General features: G+C 63.0%; 15 protein-coding genes. 3 read left to right on the forward strand and 12 right to left on the reverse strand.

Annotated features, from left to right (window positions below; translation table 11 throughout):
• Positions 1-474 precede the first annotated feature (474 nt).
• Positions 475-1,752 carry a tyrosine--tRNA ligase gene (tyrS, locus tag V3587_RS18165; protein ID WP_007736194.1) on the reverse strand — a complete coding sequence of 426 codons (1,278 nt, stop codon included), beginning with the start codon at positions 1,750-1,752 and terminating at the stop codon, positions 475-477.
• A 19-nt stretch (positions 1,753-1,771) separates the two neighbouring features.
• Positions 1,772-2,380, reverse strand: a complete 609-nt coding sequence (locus tag V3587_RS18170) for a DNA-3-methyladenine glycosylase (protein ID WP_283377400.1) — start codon at positions 2,378-2,380, stop codon at positions 1,772-1,774.
• Positions 2,381-2,466: 86 nt separating this feature from the next.
• On the opposite strand from V3587_RS18170, the gene V3587_RS18175 reads away from it, so the two are divergent.
• The 3 genes from V3587_RS18175 to V3587_RS18185 are packed head-to-tail and all read left to right on the forward strand — an operon-like array spanning position 2,467 to position 4,567.
• The gene (locus V3587_RS18175; protein WP_042925860.1) at positions 2,467-3,201 is read left to right on the forward strand and encodes an ABC transporter ATP-binding protein; all 735 of its coding nucleotides are present in this window, start codon (positions 2,467-2,469) and stop codon (positions 3,199-3,201) included.
• Positions 3,198-3,953: an ABC transporter permease gene (locus V3587_RS18180; RefSeq protein ID WP_003944033.1), complete on the forward strand. Its 756-nt coding sequence runs from the start codon at positions 3,198-3,200 to the stop codon at positions 3,951-3,953. Before V3587_RS18175 ends, V3587_RS18180 begins: the two co-directional genes overlap by 4 nt.
• Positions 3,950-4,567: a TetR/AcrR family transcriptional regulator gene (locus V3587_RS18185; protein ID WP_030536723.1), complete on the forward strand. Its 618-nt coding sequence runs from the start codon at positions 3,950-3,952 to the stop codon at positions 4,565-4,567. The genes V3587_RS18180 and V3587_RS18185 overlap by 4 nt, the downstream gene beginning before the upstream one ends.
• Here V3587_RS18185 and V3587_RS18190 read toward each other — a convergent pair.
• The 10 genes from V3587_RS18190 to argC form a co-directional block, all read right to left on the reverse strand.
• Entirely contained in the window at positions 4,564-4,770 is a 207-nt protein-coding gene (locus tag V3587_RS18190) for a Trm112 family protein (RefSeq protein WP_003944045.1), read from the reverse strand. The genes V3587_RS18185 and V3587_RS18190 overlap by 4 nt on opposite strands.
• Positions 4,771-4,809: 39 nt before the next feature.
• Positions 4,810-7,791, reverse strand: a complete 2,982-nt coding sequence (locus V3587_RS18195; protein WP_283377401.1) for an acyl-CoA synthetase — start codon at positions 7,789-7,791, stop codon at positions 4,810-4,812.
• A gap of 170 nt (positions 7,792-7,961) precedes the next feature.
• A complete protein-coding gene (gene argH, locus V3587_RS18200) occupies positions 7,962-9,404 on the reverse strand; it encodes an argininosuccinate lyase (RefSeq protein WP_003944092.1) in 1,443 nt (480 codons plus the stop codon).
• 3 nt (positions 9,405-9,407) lie between these two features.
• Positions 9,408-10,607 (reverse strand): argininosuccinate synthase, encoded by a 1,200-nt coding sequence (locus V3587_RS18205; protein ID WP_007736221.1) that lies wholly within the window; start codon positions 10,605-10,607, stop codon positions 9,408-9,410.
• A 47-nt stretch (positions 10,608-10,654) separates the two neighbouring features.
• Positions 10,655-11,134 (reverse strand): arginine repressor, encoded by a 480-nt coding sequence (locus tag V3587_RS18210; RefSeq protein WP_007736224.1) that lies wholly within the window; start codon positions 11,132-11,134, stop codon positions 10,655-10,657.
• On the reverse strand, positions 11,131-12,081 hold the full coding sequence (gene argF, locus V3587_RS18215) for an ornithine carbamoyltransferase (protein ID WP_021334039.1): 951 nt from the start codon (positions 12,079-12,081) through the stop codon (positions 11,131-11,133). The genes V3587_RS18210 and argF overlap by 4 nt, the downstream gene beginning before the upstream one ends.
• Complete coding sequence (locus tag V3587_RS18220; RefSeq protein ID WP_007736227.1) at positions 12,078-13,277, reverse strand: acetylornithine transaminase; 1,200 nt, start codon at positions 13,275-13,277, stop codon at positions 12,078-12,080. Before V3587_RS18220 ends, argF begins: the two co-directional genes overlap by 4 nt.
• Positions 13,274-14,197, reverse strand: coding sequence for an acetylglutamate kinase (gene argB, locus V3587_RS18225; protein ID WP_007736229.1), 924 nt, complete (start codon positions 14,195-14,197; stop codon positions 13,274-13,276). Before argB ends, V3587_RS18220 begins: the two co-directional genes overlap by 4 nt.
• Positions 14,194-15,444, reverse strand: a complete 1,251-nt coding sequence (gene argJ, locus V3587_RS18230; protein ID WP_051720865.1) for a bifunctional glutamate N-acetyltransferase/amino-acid acetyltransferase ArgJ — start codon at positions 15,442-15,444, stop codon at positions 14,194-14,196. The genes argB and argJ overlap by 4 nt, the downstream gene beginning before the upstream one ends.
• A 20-nt stretch (positions 15,445-15,464) precedes the next feature.
• Positions 15,465-16,535, reverse strand: coding sequence for an N-acetyl-gamma-glutamyl-phosphate reductase (argC, locus tag V3587_RS18235; RefSeq protein WP_283377402.1), 1,071 nt, complete (start codon positions 16,533-16,535; stop codon positions 15,465-15,467).
• Positions 16,536-16,538 lie beyond the last annotated feature (3 nt).

Raw genomic sequence — 16,538 nt, forward strand, 5'->3', positions numbered from 1 at the left:
GCAACCATTCAGACGGAAGAATGAACAATCACCGACGAAAAATACTCACACCACACACAAACCAACCAAACCCCAAGAGGCGGTTGATCATTCGCGGATGTGAAGTACCAAAAAAATTTTGGCACTGACATTCATCGACACACTGTTGAGTTCTCAAAGAACACGCACACACCATCACTTCAACCAGGTTGAAAGCTCCGGGGCAAGGGTTACAATCTTAGCTTGTTCGCTCCAGGGAAGCAAGTTCCCGCTGAGCGTGATTGTCTCCGACTTCGTCCAACCGCGTTTCCCCGGCCTGTCGGTCGGGGTTGGTGTCCGTGTCGCTCTGACTTGGACAAAGTTACGCGAATGAAAACTGAGCGTCAAACGTGCAGGTCGCAGATGTTCGACAGGTTAAATCCGCTGGTAGCCCGCCCGGAGGCGGGCCACCAGCGGCCACAGGAGCCCCGCAAGACAACTGTGACCCCACACACGTCAGTTCGGAAGGATTCTCACGCCGGCGAAGTTGCGCTTTCCGCGCCGGACGACCAACCAGCTGCCGTGAAGCAGATCGGATGCGGTGGGCTCCCAGTCGTCGGCCGACACCTTCTGGTTGTTCACCGAAGCACCGCCCTCTTTCACGGCGCGTCGAGCGGCCCCCTTGCTCTCGCACAAGCCGCTCGTCACGAGCAGATCGATGATCGTGCGCGGCTCCCCCGGCGCCAATTCGCTGACCGATGCTTCTTTCAGCGCCGCGGCTAGCGTCGACTCGTCGAGTTCCGCCAGCTCCGCCTTGCCGAACAACGCCTGACTGGCGAGCTCGACAGCACGGGTGTTGTGTTCCCCGTGAACCAAGGTCGTCATCTCCGCGGCAAGTCGCTTCTGCGCTTCTCGCGCATGCGGCCGCTCTGCCGTTGCAGTCTCCAACTCTGCGAGTTCGTCCGCAGTCAGGAAGGTGAACCAGCGCAGGTACTTGATCACGTCGGCGTCGCCAGTGTTCACGAAGTACTGGTACCAGGCGTACGGGCTGGTCATCTCGGGGTCGAGCCACAAACTTCCGCCACCGGTCGACTTTCCGAACTTTTTGCCATCGGCCGAGGTCACCAGCGGAACCGTCATTGCATGAACGCTCTCACCGTCGACACGACGGTTGAGTTCGACGCCGGCAATGATGTTGCCCCACTGATCGGACCCGCCGACCTGCAGAGTGCAGCCGAGATCGCGTCGCAAGTGCAGGTAGTCGTTGGCCTGGAGCAGCATGTAGCTGAACTCGGTGTACGACATCCCGTCCGACTCGAGACGACGCTTCACGGTGTCACGCGCAAGCATGACGTTCACGGAGAAATGTTTACCGACATCACGCAGGAAGTCGATGGCCGACATCTTGCCGGTCCAGTTCATGTTGTTCTCGATGACCGCGCTCGTCGGCGAATCGTCGAAATCCACGAATCGTTCGAGCTGACCACGGATGCGACCTGCCCAGTCCGCGACGGTATCGGCGGAGTTCATCGTCCGTTCCCCGACGTCACGGGGGTCTCCGATCAGGCCCGTTGCACCGCCGGCAAGAACGATCGGGCGGTTGCCGGCGCGCTGAAACCGCTTGAGCGCGAGGAGCGGAACCAGATGACCTGCGTGCAGGCTCGGTCCTGTCGGGTCGAAGCCCGCATACAACGTGACCGGTCCGGCCTCGAGATCTTTACGCAAAGCGTCGAGATCGGTTGATTGGGCGATCAGCCCGCGCCAGGTCAGTTCGTCGAGAATATTCTCAGTCACGGACTCGATCATCCCATCTTCACGAAATGACCGGCGCTCGCGGGCTTCGGCGATACGCGGACACCGCTCGCGAGTCCGGAATCCACAGGCGCCACGGAACCTCCGCCGCGGTACTGACCCCCACCCGCGGTCCACTGACCCATTCCTTCGACTCCCCCAATTCGAGCCGAATCCGAGAGGCAGGGTTGAACACGTCTGTTCCGTTGTCCGCCAACGTGATTGCGACAGAAGCACCGAGATTACCCGGCCCTCTGGCCCATTGGTGAGATGGTCGATCCGGCGATCTCCGAGCAGACACCACATCGTGACCGGCCTCGATTTCGGCCGCTCGGAGCAGAACACCACCCGCGACACCATCCGGGCCGTACGAGATGTTCATACAAAAGTGCATTCCGTAGCTGCGGTAGACGTAGAGACGCCCCGCCCGCCCGAACATCACGCTGTTCCGCGGCGTTCTCCCCCGATACGAATGTGCTGCCGGATCCGGCCATGGCCCGTCCCTCTCCCCTCCGTACGCCTCGACCTCGACGATCCTCAGCGAGATGTCGTCGACGGTCAGGGTCGAGCCGAGAATTGTCAGGCCCGCTTCCAACGGGTTCTCCACATTTTCCAAGGTCTCGATGCTCACCCTTCGATTGTGCCCACGCCGTTGACTCATCGGTCGGCCGAGTCGCATAATTCAACAAGTGATGAATTATTGAAACGAGGCGAACCGTGACCACAACGCCGGCAATAGATATCCGCGGACTACGAGTCATTCGCGGCAAGCACGAAGTTCTTCACTCGCTTGACCTGCAGGTATCAGCAGGATCGATCACCGGACTGCTCGGCCCGTCCGGCTGCGGCAAGACAACCCTGATGCGCGCGATTGTCGGAACACAGATCGTCGAAAGTGGTGAGGTCAGAGTGCTGGGCGACCTCGCCGGTTCCGTTGCTCTTCGCCGCCGGGTCGGATATGTCACCCAATCCCCCAGCGTGTACGGCGACCTGACGGTCACTCGAAACGTCCAGTACTTCGGCGCTCTCTACGGCAAGTCCGGCGCCGACGTCGCAGCGGCGGTCGACGCCGTCGGATTGAGCCGATACGCCGACCAGACCGCCGCCGATCTGTCTGGTGGTCAACGCGGGCGAGTCTCGCTGGCTTGCGCGTTGGTGGCGTCACCTGATGTGTTGATCCTCGACGAACCGACCGTCGGCCTCGATCCGGTGCTTCGCGTCGAATTGTGGGAACGATTCGCTGACCTTGCTCGCAGCGGAACCACCCTGTTGGTCTCCAGCCACGTCATGGATGAGGCCGACCACTGCGCTGAGCTGATCCTGATGCGAGACGGGCACCTCCTCGCTCAACTCACACCCGATGAATTGCGCGCCAAAACCAGATGTGAACGGCTCGAGGACGCCTTTCTCGAGCTGATTCGGACTTCACCCGTCGGAGGTGAAATATCATGAGCATCAGGATCTTCGGCGCTACGACCGTACGCATTCTGCTTCAGCTCCGCCAGGACCATCGCACGGTGGCCATGATCTTGTTGGTCCCGTCGTTGTTGATGATTTTGCTGTATTTCCTCTACCAAGACGTCCCGACGCCACCCGGCCAGGTTTCGCTCTTCCAACGAGTGGCGATCACGATGTTGGGAATCTTGCCGTTTGTGGTGATGTTCCTGGTCACATCCATCGCCATGCAGCGCGAACGCAGTTCAGGAACCCTCGAACGCCTGCTCACCACACCGATGGGCAAACTCGACCTTCTCGCCGGATACGGGGCGGCATTTTCGCTCTCCGCCGCCGCTCAGGCAGCCCTCGCGTGCGCGGTTGCTTTCGGATTCCTCGGACTCACCATCGCCGGCAGTCTTGCCTGGGTCATCGTCATTGCAGTTCTCGGCGCAATACTGGGCGTTGCGCTAGGCCTGTTGGCCAGCGCATTCGCGAAGACCGAGTTCCAAGCGGTGCAATTCATGCCGGTAGTTGTGGTTCCACAGCTCTTCCTCTGCGGACTCCTGGTACCGCGCGACCAATTGCCGACCTGGCTCGAATGGATCAGCAACGTCCTCCCCTTGAGCTACGCCGTCGACGCACTTCAGCAAGTGTCGATGCATGCCGACGCGACGGGTCAGATGTGGCGTGATCTCGCCGTCATGGCGGGCTTCGCCGCCGCCGCACTCTCGCTGGCCGCGGCCACACTCGATCGCCGCACTCCATGACCGACAAGGACACGAGTCCTGCACCGATTCGTTCGGGGCGACGACCGGGCAAGTCGGAGACTCGCGCGCAGATCCTCGATTCGGCGCGACGGGCGTTCTCCCAGAACGGTTTTCGACGAACAACCGTTCGATCGATAGCTGCGGCCGCTGACGTCGATCCGGCTATGATTCATCACCATTTCGGGAGCAAGGAGCAGTTGTTCACCGCTGCGATCGCGCTACCGATCGATCCAGCAAAGGTACTGGGACCGGTTCACACCTCCCCGACCGAAAACCTCGGCGAAAGCCTTCTCCGGGCGGTGATCGGGCTATGGGATTCGGAACACCAGCCGGCGATTCTGGCGGCTTTTCGATCAGCCATTTCCGGCGACGGATCGCAGTTGATCCAGAGCTTTCTGCTCGATGTCGTATTGCGCGACATCATTCCGCGGGTGGACACACCACCTGGTACCGGCTTGATCAGAGCGGAATTGGTGGCATCTCAGATGGCCGGACTGCTTGTCACGCGATATGTGCTCGGACTCGAACCACTCGCATCATTGAGCGTTGACGCGTTGGTACCGCTGGTGGCGCCGAACCTCCAGCGGTACCTGATCGGTGAATTACCGATCTAGCCTTCAGCCCGCGCGAGCAACTTCTCGTGTTCGTCGTCCGCTACATCGCGTGCCTCGTCGATCAACAGAACGGGAATGCCGTTCTCGATCGGGTAGGCACGTCGCAGGCGCGGGTTGTAGAGCAACTCGTCCCCGACCAGCAGCAGCGGGCCTTTGTCCTGGGGGCAGGCCAAAATGCTGAGCAACGTCGAATCAATAGCCACGTGTGTCCTCTCGAACCGATCAAACAGAATGTCCTCAGGCTACCGTGCTCCGGTGCTCACCCTCGTCGGCATCAACTGCGCGGCAATTGCCTTGGTCAGCCGCTTGTACGACTGCGACTCGGAATCGAGGAACCAGGTCCGTGGCCCCGGCGCCGGCAATCCGGCCGCAGCCAAAGCAGTGGAGCTCGGACGGTACGACGAACCCACCGGGATCTCGTCAACCACCTGCACGATATCCGGACGAGCGTCGAAAGCGATGCGCGAGAGGGCCTCTGCAAGCTCGGCAGAACGGAACTGCCGCCCCGGACGCCAAGTCACGGCAGCGACCGCCAGCTGATGCGGCGCGTCACCGACTCCGTATGCGACGGCAAGATCCACCCGCGCCACACTCGACAACGCGTCGACGATCGGCTGGGTGAACACGGGACCGCGGAGCGTGGAAATGACCGTGTTCTTGTGGTCGATCAGCCAGTAGTCGCCGTCGGCGTCCCGGCGGAAGAGATTTTCGGTGGGAATCCACGAATCGCCGGCTTGGAAGAGACCTCGCATGGCTCCGCCCGAGAGATCGGCGGTGAATCCCGCGCGCCCGAGCAGCAATCCGACCTCGTCTTCGGCGCACTCACGGACAAATCCGTTTCCGTTCTCGAGGAGCCGACCACTCAGCGGGTCGTATGCCGCCAACCGCACCTGCGCGCTACCCGGCAGCGGGCGCCCCTTGGAACCAACTTTGGAACCTGCAACATTGGCAAGAATCACGTCGCCTTCGGTCGACGCATAGAACTCGAGTACCTGCGCGGGGTCGAACGCCTCCGTTGTCCGCTTCCACAGACCATGGGGCATGCCCGAACCGATGAACAGGCGGACCGGATGACTACCGTCGATGAGAAGAAGATCCTCGTCGAGTATCTCGCGCATCATCGACCACGTGTAACTCACGACCGTCACGCCGTAGCGGTGGATTTCCTCGACGAACCTCGCGGGGTTCAGTCCACGTGAGAGCGCAATGCGTGAGCCACCGGCCATGGCACCACCGATGGTCGCGAGCAGACTCGACGAATGATGGAGTGGCGCAAGGCAGTACACGGTGTCACCGCGATCGAGATCTGCCGCCGTAGCCGTGCCGAAGGCCGACAATGCCCACCGGTAGTTGGTGATCTGCTTGGCCTCGAGCACACCGCCGGATTCCGCAAAGATGATGAAGGCGAGTTCGCGGGCGACACCGGGATCCGGTCGGTACCACCCGGGCAGATTGACCTTCGTCGGATCGATTTGTTCGAGATCGATCACGTCGTGTGACGGATCCACCTCGAGGCCACGGGCATCGCCGCCGCCGAGCACCAGTACCGGCCGACCGGTAACCACTGCAGCATCGACGTTTTCCGGATCGGTGATGATCCGATCGACCGACCCCAGCTTGACCGCCGCCGTGATGTCGGAGCCTGGCGGAAGCATGACCGCGACGGCACCAAGTCGCGACAGGGCTGCGATGGCCGCGAGTGCGCTGGGACGGGTCTCCATCAGGACACCGACATGCGCTGCCGGACGCACTCCCACGGAGGTCAATCCACGCACGACATTGTCGATACGCGCGTTGACCGCTTCATACGTGTGCACGCGATTGTCGAAGAGGAAGCACTCGCCGTTCGGCGCCTTTCGACGCTGCTCCGCCAGCAACTGGCTCAGCGAGATCTTGGTGTGCGGCTGAATCTGGTTGAGTCGAGCCAGACGTGGCAACGCTCGTGCCGCTTCTCCCGACAATTCGAAAGTGCCGCGCAACGCACCGGCGGCAAGGTCACTGATTCCCTTGGTGACTCCTGCACCTACTTCAGCGACCGAGGCGACGGTGTGGATAATCCGATTGCTGATCGACACACCGGTCTGGTCTTCGAGGTCGGCGCCGTAGACCATGTTCGCGATACGGTCCGGGAGGGGTCCACCCGTCTCGGTCCACTGTACGAATTCACCGGTGGTCGGCCAGGTGTGATTGGCCGCGGTGGAACCGACAACCAAACCGAAATGGCCTGCACGCAAGGTAGATTCGTAGACCTTCGCCCGCGGAGCGGCTTGACTGATGCCTCGAACCGCTTGCGGCTGGCCGATGTCGTCGACCTCACCGACGAATGCCAGGATGGGGCAGGTGATCTCGGCGAGCGAGACCAATTGATCCTTGATGACGAACCCACCGGTCATCATTCGGTTGTGCACGATGAACTGCTTGAGCAGTTCGGCTACCGCGGGCCCCGACCACGCGACCCAACCCTCGGTCGCGAGGAAGCGGCGTTGCTGCTCCCGCGGAAGCAACGCCTCACGGTCGTGCAGTTGAAGCAGAAAGTCGACGCGCATCTTCAGCGTCTTCACGGGATCGAGCAACTGGAACCCGGTACGGGCCATCCACCCGGTGACCGCCAGGCGATTGAAGACGTGATCGGCGAGGAAATCTGCACCCTTGGTTGCCAATCCCGCCGGGATGCCGAAGGGTAGCGCGGCGAGTGTGTCGACCGGACTGCCGAAGGTGATGACGCTGGCGATGTTTCGACTACGCCGATACGCGGCAGCCTGATAGGCGAACATGCCACCCTGCGAATAACCGGAGATGTGAACATCTTTTCCGGTGTGACGGTGGATGTGATCGACGATGTCGCTGAGAGCGATGATGTGATCGGCGAGGTTACGATCCCAACCGCCCTCTTCGGAGTCGGGCGAACCGAAATCGACGACCCAGGGATCAAGGCCCATCTCGTGCAGAGTTCCCACAGCGCCCTGGTCACGGGTCACGTCGTACACGTTCGCCGACATCATCATCGGCGGGATCAGCAAGATCGGTGCGCCGACGGTTTCCGGGTCACTGTCCGGGAAGTAGCGCCGTAGCCGATACATCGCTGCGCGTTCGACGATCTCGAACGGCGACGTGGTCGCATCCGTTTCCAGCCCACCCAACCGGACGACCTCGAGGCCGTTTTGTGCTGTCGCAACCACCCGACGAATCGGGCCCAGCACAGACTTGGAATTCAATCCCACCATTTCACTCCCAAGTTACTCACCATGTGACGTCAGTCTCATTTTTCCCGCGCGCGACAAGCCTACTGACGATGAATACGCGTACGCGGTCAGGGAGCAAATTCTGCTACCTGACCGCGTACGACCGAAGGACTACTGCCGAAAAGAGAGCGACAACACTCGTGACCGCGAGGTCACAGGGTCCATTCCCGCAGTGACTGCGCCACTGCTTTGACTCCGTCCAGCTGCTCGGCAACCCGCACCCCCGCAGTGCCGCCTCGCGCGTTGCGCGAAGCAATGGAACCCTCGACTGTCAGCACCTCACGAACAGCGGGTGTCAGCGCGCTGTCGACGCCGGCCAGCTCCTCGTCGGTGAGATCTTCGAGTCCGACCCCTCGTGCTTCGGCGACACGCACGCACGCTCCGGCAGCCTCGTGGGCAACCCGGAACGGCACGCCCTGACGCACCATCCACTCCGCGATGTCGGTGGCCAACGTGAACCCTGCCGGAGCTAGTTCCGCCATGCGCTCGGTGTGGAACTCGAGCGTCTGCACCAGACCGGTGATGGCCGGGAGCAGCATCTCGAGCTGCGCAACCGAGTCGAAAACCGGTTCCTTGTCCTCTTGCAGATCGCGGTTGTACGCCAGCGGCTGAGCCTTGAGCGTCGCCAACAATCCGGTCAGGTTGCCGATCAAACGACCCGACTTACCGCGCGTCAGTTCCGAGACATCCGGATTCTTCTTCTGCGGCATGATCGACGATCCCGTCGACCACGCGTCGGCAAGCGTGATGTAGCCGAACTCCGGTGTGCTCCAGATGATGATCTCTTCCGCCATACGGGAGAGATCGACACCGATCATTGCGAGCACGAACGCTGCCTCGGCTGCGAAATCACGCGAAGCCGTTGCGTCGATCGAGTTCTCGGCCGAGCTGTCGAACTTCAGTTCCGCCGCAATCGCTTCGGGATCGAGTCCGAGTGAGGAACCGGCCAGTGCACCGGAACCGTACGGGGACACCGCAGCTCGCACGTCGAAGTCGCGAAGGCGCTGCACGTCCCGCAACAGTGGATGTGCGTGAGCGAGCAGGTGATGCGCCAACAGGACCGGCTGAGCCGCCTGCAGGTGCGTCTTGCCCGGCATCACGGCATCCGGATGCGCCCCGGCCTGAGTCGCCAATGCGTCGACCACGTCGAGAACTCCGGTGGAGATGCGGCGGACTGCATCGCGAAGCCACATGCGGAACAGCGTGGCCACCTGGTCGTTTCGCGAACGTCCAGCACGCAGGCGCCCACCGACCTCAGGCCCGACACGCTCGATCAGACCGCGCTCGAGTGCGCCGTGTACGTCCTCGTCCGACTCGCTGGGCCCGAAGGCGCCACTGGCAACATCTGCCGCCAGGCGGTCGAGACCGTCGAGCATTGTCACGAGGTCGGCTTCACTGAGCAGGCCTGCCTTGTTCAGCACACGCGCATGCGCCTGCGACGCCCGCACGTCGTACGGAGCGAGGACCCAGTCGAAGTGAGTCGACTTGCTCAGCGCCGCCATGGCAGCGGCCGGTCCGGACTCGAACCGCCCGCCCCACAGCGCACCTTCGTTGGTGCCGTGTTTTTGAGCGTCTCCGTCACCGTGAGCCGTCATGGCTCAGAGTCCCAGATCGCGCTTCGCGGCGACCTTCGACGACAGACCGTGGATCTCGACGAAGCCCTTCGATGCGGACTGGTCGAAGCTGTCGCCCTCGTCGTACGTCGCGAGGTTGAAGTCGTAGAGCGACTCCGGGCTGCGACGACCGTTGACGGTGATGGCTCCACCGTGCAGGAAGAGACGGATGTCGCCGGTAACGCGTTCCTGCGTCTTGTTGACGAACGTGTCCAGTGCGTCCTTGAGGGGCGAGAACCAGAGTCCGTCGTAGACCAGCTCGGACCAACGCTGCTCCATCTGACGCTTGTAGCGACCGAGTTCGCGTTCGAGGGTGACGTGTTCGAGTTCCTGGTGCGCGGTGATGAGAACCATGGCGCCGGGAGCTTCGTAGATCTCACGGCTCTTGATGCCCACGAGACGGTCCTCGACGACGTCGAGACGGCCGACGCCCTGAGCGCCTGCGCGCTTGTTCAGTTCCTGAATGGCTTCGAGAACCGACACCGGGCGGCCGTCGATGGCGACCGGGCGGCCCTTGTCGAAGCTGATGATGAGCTCGTCGGGTGCGTTCCAGTTGACCGTCGGGTCCTGGGTGTAGTCGTAGACGTCCTTCGTCGGCGCGTTCCACAGATCCTCGAGGAATCCGGTTTCGACGGCGCGGCCCCAGACGTTCTGGTCGATCGAGAACGGCGACTTCTTGGAGACGTTGATCGGGATGTTGTTCTCTTCGGCGAAGGCGATGGCCTTCTCGCGGGTCCAGGCGTAGTCGCGGACCGGTGCGATGACCTGAAGGTCGGGTGCGAGGGCGCCGAATCCGACCTCGAAGCGAACCTGGTCGTTGCCCTTACCGGTGCAACCGTGCGAGACGATGGTGCCGCCGTGCGAGCGTGCAGCTTCGACGATGTGCTTGACGATCAGCGGACGGCTGATGGCCGAGACCAGCGGGTAGCGGTCCATGTACAGGGCGTTGGCCGCGATGGTCGGCAAGCAGTACTCGTCCGCGAACTCGTCGCGGGCGTCGACGACAACGGATTCGACTGCGCCGCAGTCGATCGCGCGCTGACGCACGACCTCCATGTCCTCGCCACCCTGCCCCAGATCGATGGCGACGGCGACAACTTCAGCGCCGGTCTCCTTACCGATCCAACTGATGGCAACAGAAGTGTCCAGCCCGCCCGAGTAGGCGAGTACGACGCGATCGGCCATGGTTTTTGTGCTCCTTCGGTTGAAAATCTCTATCAAAGAATAAGGGGTCAGGCGAGCGATTCGATCATGGCCGCGAGTTCCGCTCCGGAAAGCGGTTCCCGGGCCACTACGAAGATGGTGTCATCTCCGGCGATCGTGCCCACGATGTCCGGCATCGAGGACCGATCCAGTGCGCTCGCGAGGTAGTGCGCGGCTCCCGGCGGTGTCCGGAGGATCGCCATGTTGCCGCTGAAATCGGTGGAGACCAACAACTCACCCAACAGCCGTGAGAGGCGGTCGGTACCGCCGGCCACACCGCGTACCGGGTTCCCGTCCTCCGGCACCACGTAAACACCGGCGCCGCCGTCGGCGGCTCGCAGTTTCACCGCTCCCAGCTCTTCGAGGTCACGCGAGAGCGTCGCCTGCGTTGCTTCGATGCCCTCGGCACCGAGCAAGGCCGCCAGCTCCGTCTGACTTCGGACAGGGTGAGCCGCCAGAAGCGCGATGATGCGCGACTGGCGACCAGCCCGAGTGGGAGCGACGCTCACGCCGGGTCCAGTTGGGTTCGCTGTTCCAGCAGCCACACGAGCAATGCCTTCTGGGCGTGCAGACGGTTCTCCGCCTCGTCCCAGACAACACTCTGCGGCCCGTCGAGAACCTCGTCGGTGACTTCTTCGCCGCGATGCGCGGGCAGGCAGTGCAGGACGACGGCCTTCGGATCTGCCTTTGCGAGCAGCTCCTTGTTGATCTGGAACGGACGGAAAGGTCCGACCCGATCGAGTCCGTCGTTCTCCTGACCCATCGAGGTCCAGGTGTCGGTGACCAACGCGTCGGCGCCGACGACGCCGGCCTGTGGGTCCTGCGTCAGGGTGATGGTCGCGCCGGTTTCCTCGGCGCGTTTGCGTGCTGCTGCCACGACCCAGTCCGCCGGTTCGAAGCCGGCGGGGCTTGCGATGGTGACGTCTATGCCTGCGGTCACTCCGCCGAGCATCAGCGAGTGAGCCATGTTGTTGGCGCCGTCGCCCAGGTAGGTCAGCTTCAGCCCCTTGAGCTCACCCTTCTGTTCGATCAGCGTTTGCAGATCGGCCAGAACCTGACAGGGATGAAATTCGTCGGACAATGCATTGACGATGGGAATCGTTGCACCCGTAGCCATTTGCTCCAGTCGCTTCTGGCCGAACGTGCGCCACACGACGGCATCGACGTAGCGGGAGAGAACGCGTCCGGTGTCCGCCAAGGTCTCTTCACGACCGAGTTGAGTGCTGCGCCCGTCTACGACGACAGCGTGGCCGCCCATCTGTGCGATGCCCATCTCGAACGAGAAACGTGTACGCGTCGAGTTCTTCTCGAAGATGACACCGACTCCGCGGGGACCCTCGAGCGGACGCCGAGCGAACGGGTCCTTCTTGAGAATCGCTGCGAGTTCGAGAACTTCGGCCTGCTGTGCCGGAGTCAAATCGTCGTCCCTGAGAAAGTGTTTCACCACGGTAGTCACTTCTCCCCCGGCTGGTCAGCCGATAGTGCGCTGTCGAAGATGGCAGGTAGTGCTGCCACGAAGGTTTCGGCCTGCTCGTCCGTGAGGATGAGCGGCGGCGCCAACCGGATCACTCCGGGTTGCGCTGCATTCACAAGGTACCCGGCTTCGCGCGCTGCGTTTTCCACCGCCGGCGCGACGTCCTCGGTCAGCACGACACCCAGCAACAGTCCTGATCCCCGTACGTAGTCGACCAACGGATGGCCCAGATCTTCGATGCCCGCCGAGATGGATTTACCCAAGCTGTCGGCGCGTGAGATCAGGTCTTCCGCTGCAATGGTTTTCAGCACGGCAAGTGCCGCCGCAGCACAAACCGGATTGCCACCGAACGTCGTACCGTGCTTACCCGGTCCGAACAACTCGGCCGTTGCCCCGGTCGCGATGCAGGCGCCGATCGGCATTCCGCCACCGAGTCCCTTCGCGAGGGTGATGACGTCCGGCACGATGCCGACTGCCTGATGGGCGTAGAACCAGCCGGTCCGGCCGATGCCGGTCTGCACTTCGTCGAGCACGAGAAGTGCACCGCGCTCGGCGGTGATCCGCCGAGCCTCGACGAGGTATCCCTCGGGTGGCACCACGACGCCGCCCTCACCCATGATCGGTTCGAGGAACACAGCGGCGGTGTCGGAATCGACGGCCTGCTCGAGTGCCTCGACGTCGCCGTACGGCACGAACTCGACACCGGCGGGCATCGGTTCGAACGGCGCCCGCTTTGCCGGCTGACCCGTCAGAGCGAGTGCCCCCATCGTGCGACCGTGGAAGGAGCCTTCGGCTGCGATGATCTTCTTCCGGCCGGTGGCGCGAGCGAGCTTGAAGGCAGCCTCGTTCGCCTCGGTACCCGAGTTGCAGAAGAACGCGCGCCCGGTGACGTTGCCGAGATGAGCGAGCAACTGCTCCGCCAACTCGACGACCGGCTCGCTGGCGTACAGGTTGGAAACATGGCCGAGTGTCGACAACTGAGTAGTGACGGCTTCGACGACGGCCGGATGTCCGTGTCCGAGGATGTTGACCGCGATTCCTGCCAGGAAGTCGACGTACTGCTTGCCGTCGGCGTCGGTGAGTACGGCGCCGTCACCGCGGACGAGAGCAACCCGGGGTACGCCGTAATTGTTCATCAGCGAAGCGGACCACCGCTGCTGCAGATCGATCGTGCTCATGAGATAGCTCCCTGCTGGGGACCGGCGACCGAGGAACCCGGCACGACCATCGTGCCGATTCCTTCACCGGTGAAAAGTTCGAGTAGGACTGAATGTTCGAGCCGACCGTCGATCACGTGCGCCGACGGCACACCTCCGCGCACCGCGCGAAGGCAGGCCTCCATCTTGGGCACCATGCCGGCATCGAGACTCGGCAACAACTGAGCAAGGGCGTCGGTGTCGATCTCGGTGGCCAGCGAGGCTCGGTCCGGCCAATCGGTGTACAGGCCCTCGACGTCGGTGAGGACAACGAGCTTCTCGGCACCGATCGCCTCGGCCAGTGCGGCAGCAGCGGTATCGGCGTTGATGTTGTGGACGACGCCGTCGGCGTCGGGCGCGATGGTCGAGACCACCGGAATACGTCCTGCCGCAATGAGATCGAGTACCGCGTCTGGGTTCACGGTAGTGACGTCTCCGACCAGGCCGATGTCGGTCTGCTCCCCCTCGACCGCAACAGTGCGTCGAGTAGCGGTGAACAGGTGCGCATCCTCACCGGAGATACCGACCGCGTACGGACCGTGCGCGTTGATCAGCCCGACGAGTTCACGGCCCACCTGACCGAAGAGCACCATCCGCACGACGTCCATCACCTCGGGCGTCGTGACCCGGAAACCACCGCGGAACTCACCCTTCATGCCAAGGCGTGCCAGCATCGCGTTGATCTGCGGGCCGCCGCCGTGCACGACGACGGGGTGGATGCCGACAGTCCGCAGGAACGCCATGTCCGCGGCGAAGGCGGTCTTGAGTGTCTCGTCGATCATGGCGTTTCCGCCGTACTTGACCACGACCACCTTGTCTCGGAATCGCTGCAGCCACGGCAGCGCGTCGGCAAGGACATGCGCTTTCTGATGCTCGCTGATCACGGGATACGTCTCGGTCATGACGAGTACGCCGAGTTCTCTTCGACGTACGCGTGCGAGAGGTCCGTGGTGCGAATGCTCACGGACTCGTTGCCGATTCCCAGGTCGATGTCGAGTTCGATGTCGATCCCGCTCAGGTCCACCTCACGCGCTCCCGGAGCGCCGACGCCGTCGATGCAGACGGGACTCCCGTTGAAGGACACACTGATTCGATCGGGATCGAGCTCGATGGGGGCGATACCCACTGCGGCGAGGACGCGGCCCCAGTTCGGATCGGATCCGAACAGTGCCGTCTTGACCAGGCTGTCGCGGGCGATGGTCCGGGCGCCGATCAACGCATCGGACTCGGACGCCGCGCCGCGAACCGTCACCTTGACCCGCTTGGTGACGCCCTCGGCGTCTGCCATCAACTGATCCGCGAGATCATCACACACGGCCAGCACTGCGGCGTTCAGTTCGTCCTGCGTCGGCGTGACACCGCTGGCGCCGGAGGCCAACAGGAGCACTGTGTCGTTGGTGGACGTGGCGCCGTCGACGTCGAGGCGATCGAAGCTCAGGTGGGTGGCGGCGCGCAGAGCGGTATCGAGCTGCTCGGCCGTTGCGACAGCATCGGTCGTGACGACGCACAGCATGGTGGCCAGCGCAGGCGCGAGCATGCCTGCGCCCTTGGCCATTCCGCCGACGTTCCATTTGTTCGCGTGGTGCAGCGACGCCTGCTTCGGCACGGTATCGGTGGTCATGATCGCGTATGCCGCGTCGGTGCCGCCGGAGATTCCGCCAGCGAGTTCGTGCACTACCTCGGTGACACCGGGGATCAGCTTGTCCATGGGCAAGCGGTCACCGATAAGTCCGGTCGAACAGACAGCGACCTCGATCGCGCCCGTCTCGGTGCCCCAATTACTCAGTGCCGAAGCAACTTCCTCGGCAGTCTTGTGTGCATCCTGGAATCCACCCGCGCCCGTGCAGGCGTTCGCGCCGCCCGAGTTGAGCACCACCGCGCGCAGCTTGCCCGTCGTCAGGACCTGCTGAGACCAGAGCACCGGAGCTGCCTTGACCTTGTTCAGGGTGAAGACGCCGGCAGCGGCCAGATCGGGTCCCTCGTTGAGCACCAATGCGAGGTCCGACTTGCCACTCTTCTTGATACCGGCAGCAATTCCGGCACCGCGGAATCCGGCAGGTGCGGTGACGCCCTGCGTGCGGAGCAGACGTCCCCCGGCGACGTGAACCACGTCTGCAACGGTCGCGTCAGGCTCGGTTGCGTTGTCGATCTGCTGCGGATTGTCGGTGCTCACGGAGCTACTCCCACGGTAGAGAGACCTGCGGTCTCGGGTAGGCCAAGGGCGAGATTCATCGATTGCACCGCGCCACCGGCGGTGCCCTTGGTGAGATTGTCGATTGCCGAGATGACAACGAGCTGACCGGCGTCGGCGTCAACGGTGACCCCGATCTGCACGGCGTTGGATCCGATCACAGCGCCGGTCTGCGGGAAGATGCCGGCAGGCAGCACATGAATGAACGGCTCGTCGTTGTATGCCTTTTCGTAGATTTCGCTTGCCTGCTCTTCGGTGGCCGTGGTGGCTGCCGTGCAGGTCGCGAGGATGCCGCGCGGCATGGGCGCGAGCACCGGAGTGAAGGAGACACTGATGTCCTTGCCGCCTGCGGCCGAGAGATTCTGAATGATCTCAGGGGTGTGGCGATGGACGCCGCCGACGCCGTACGCACGGACGGAGCCCATGACCTCGGAACCCAGCAGATCAGCCTTCGGTGCCCGGCCGGCGCCCGAAGTGCCACTGACCGCAACTACGTTCACGTGTGAGTCCACGATCCCCGCGGCAACGGCGGGGGCCAGCGCGAGGCTCGCTGCCGTCGGGTAGCAGCCCGGAACGGCGATGCGGGTTGCGCCTACCAATTTCTCACGGGCACCGGGCAATTCAGGAAGACCGTAGGGCCAGGTGCCGGCATGAGCGCTCTTGTAGTACTTCTCCCAGGCTGCGGGATCCTGCAGCCGGAAGTCCGCGCCGCAGTCGATGATGACCGTCGACTCGGGCAGCAACTTGGCGTACTGAGCCGAATTTCCGTGTGGGAGACCGAGGAAGACGACGTCGTGACCCGAGAGGATCTCGACAGTGGTCTCTTCGAGTACCCGCGAAGAGAGTGGAAGCAAGTGCGGATGATGCTCACCGAGCGTCGAACCGGCGTTGCCACCGGCGGTCAGCGAACCGATAACCAGGCTGCCGTCGACATAGGAGGGGTGCCCGAGAAGCAGACGCAGAACCTCACCACCGGCGTACCCACTGGCGCCGGCAACGGCGACTCTGATCGGCTTGCGTGCGTTCTCGGTCGTACCACCTTCAGTCATGTC

Source organism: Rhodococcus sp. IEGM 1306, assembly GCF_036541985.1.
Classification (GTDB): domain Bacteria; phylum Actinomycetota; class Actinomycetes; order Mycobacteriales; family Mycobacteriaceae; genus Rhodococcus_F; species Rhodococcus_F qingshengii.

What these genes read in the sequence shown, in the direction of transcription:
- V3587_RS18180 (WP_003944033.1), top strand. Translation starts at nt 3,198, where the DNA reads ATGAGCATCAGGATCTTCGGCGCTACGACCGTACGCATTCTGCTTCAG.
- V3587_RS18185 (WP_030536723.1), top strand. Translation starts at nt 3,950, where the DNA reads ATGACCGACAAGGACACGAGTCCTGCACCGATTCGTTCGGGGCGACGA.
- V3587_RS18195 (WP_283377401.1), bottom strand. Translation starts at nt 7,791, where the DNA reads ATGGTGGGATTGAATTCCAAGTCTGTGCTGGGCCCGATTCGTCGGGTG.
- argH (WP_003944092.1), bottom strand. Translation starts at nt 9,404, where the DNA reads ATGACGGCTCACGGTGACGGAGACGCTCAAAAACACGGCACCAACGAA.
- V3587_RS18205 (WP_007736221.1), bottom strand. Translation starts at nt 10,607, where the DNA reads ATGGCCGATCGCGTCGTACTCGCCTACTCGGGCGGGCTGGACACTTCT.
- V3587_RS18220 (WP_007736227.1), bottom strand. Translation starts at nt 13,277, where the DNA reads ATGAGCACGATCGATCTGCAGCAGCGGTGGTCCGCTTCGCTGATGAAC.
- argB (WP_007736229.1), bottom strand. Translation starts at nt 14,197, where the DNA reads ATGACCGAGACGTATCCCGTGATCAGCGAGCATCAGAAAGCGCATGTC.
- argC (WP_283377402.1), bottom strand. Translation starts at nt 16,535, where the DNA reads ATGACTGAAGGTGGTACGACCGAGAACGCACGCAAGCCGATCAGAGTC.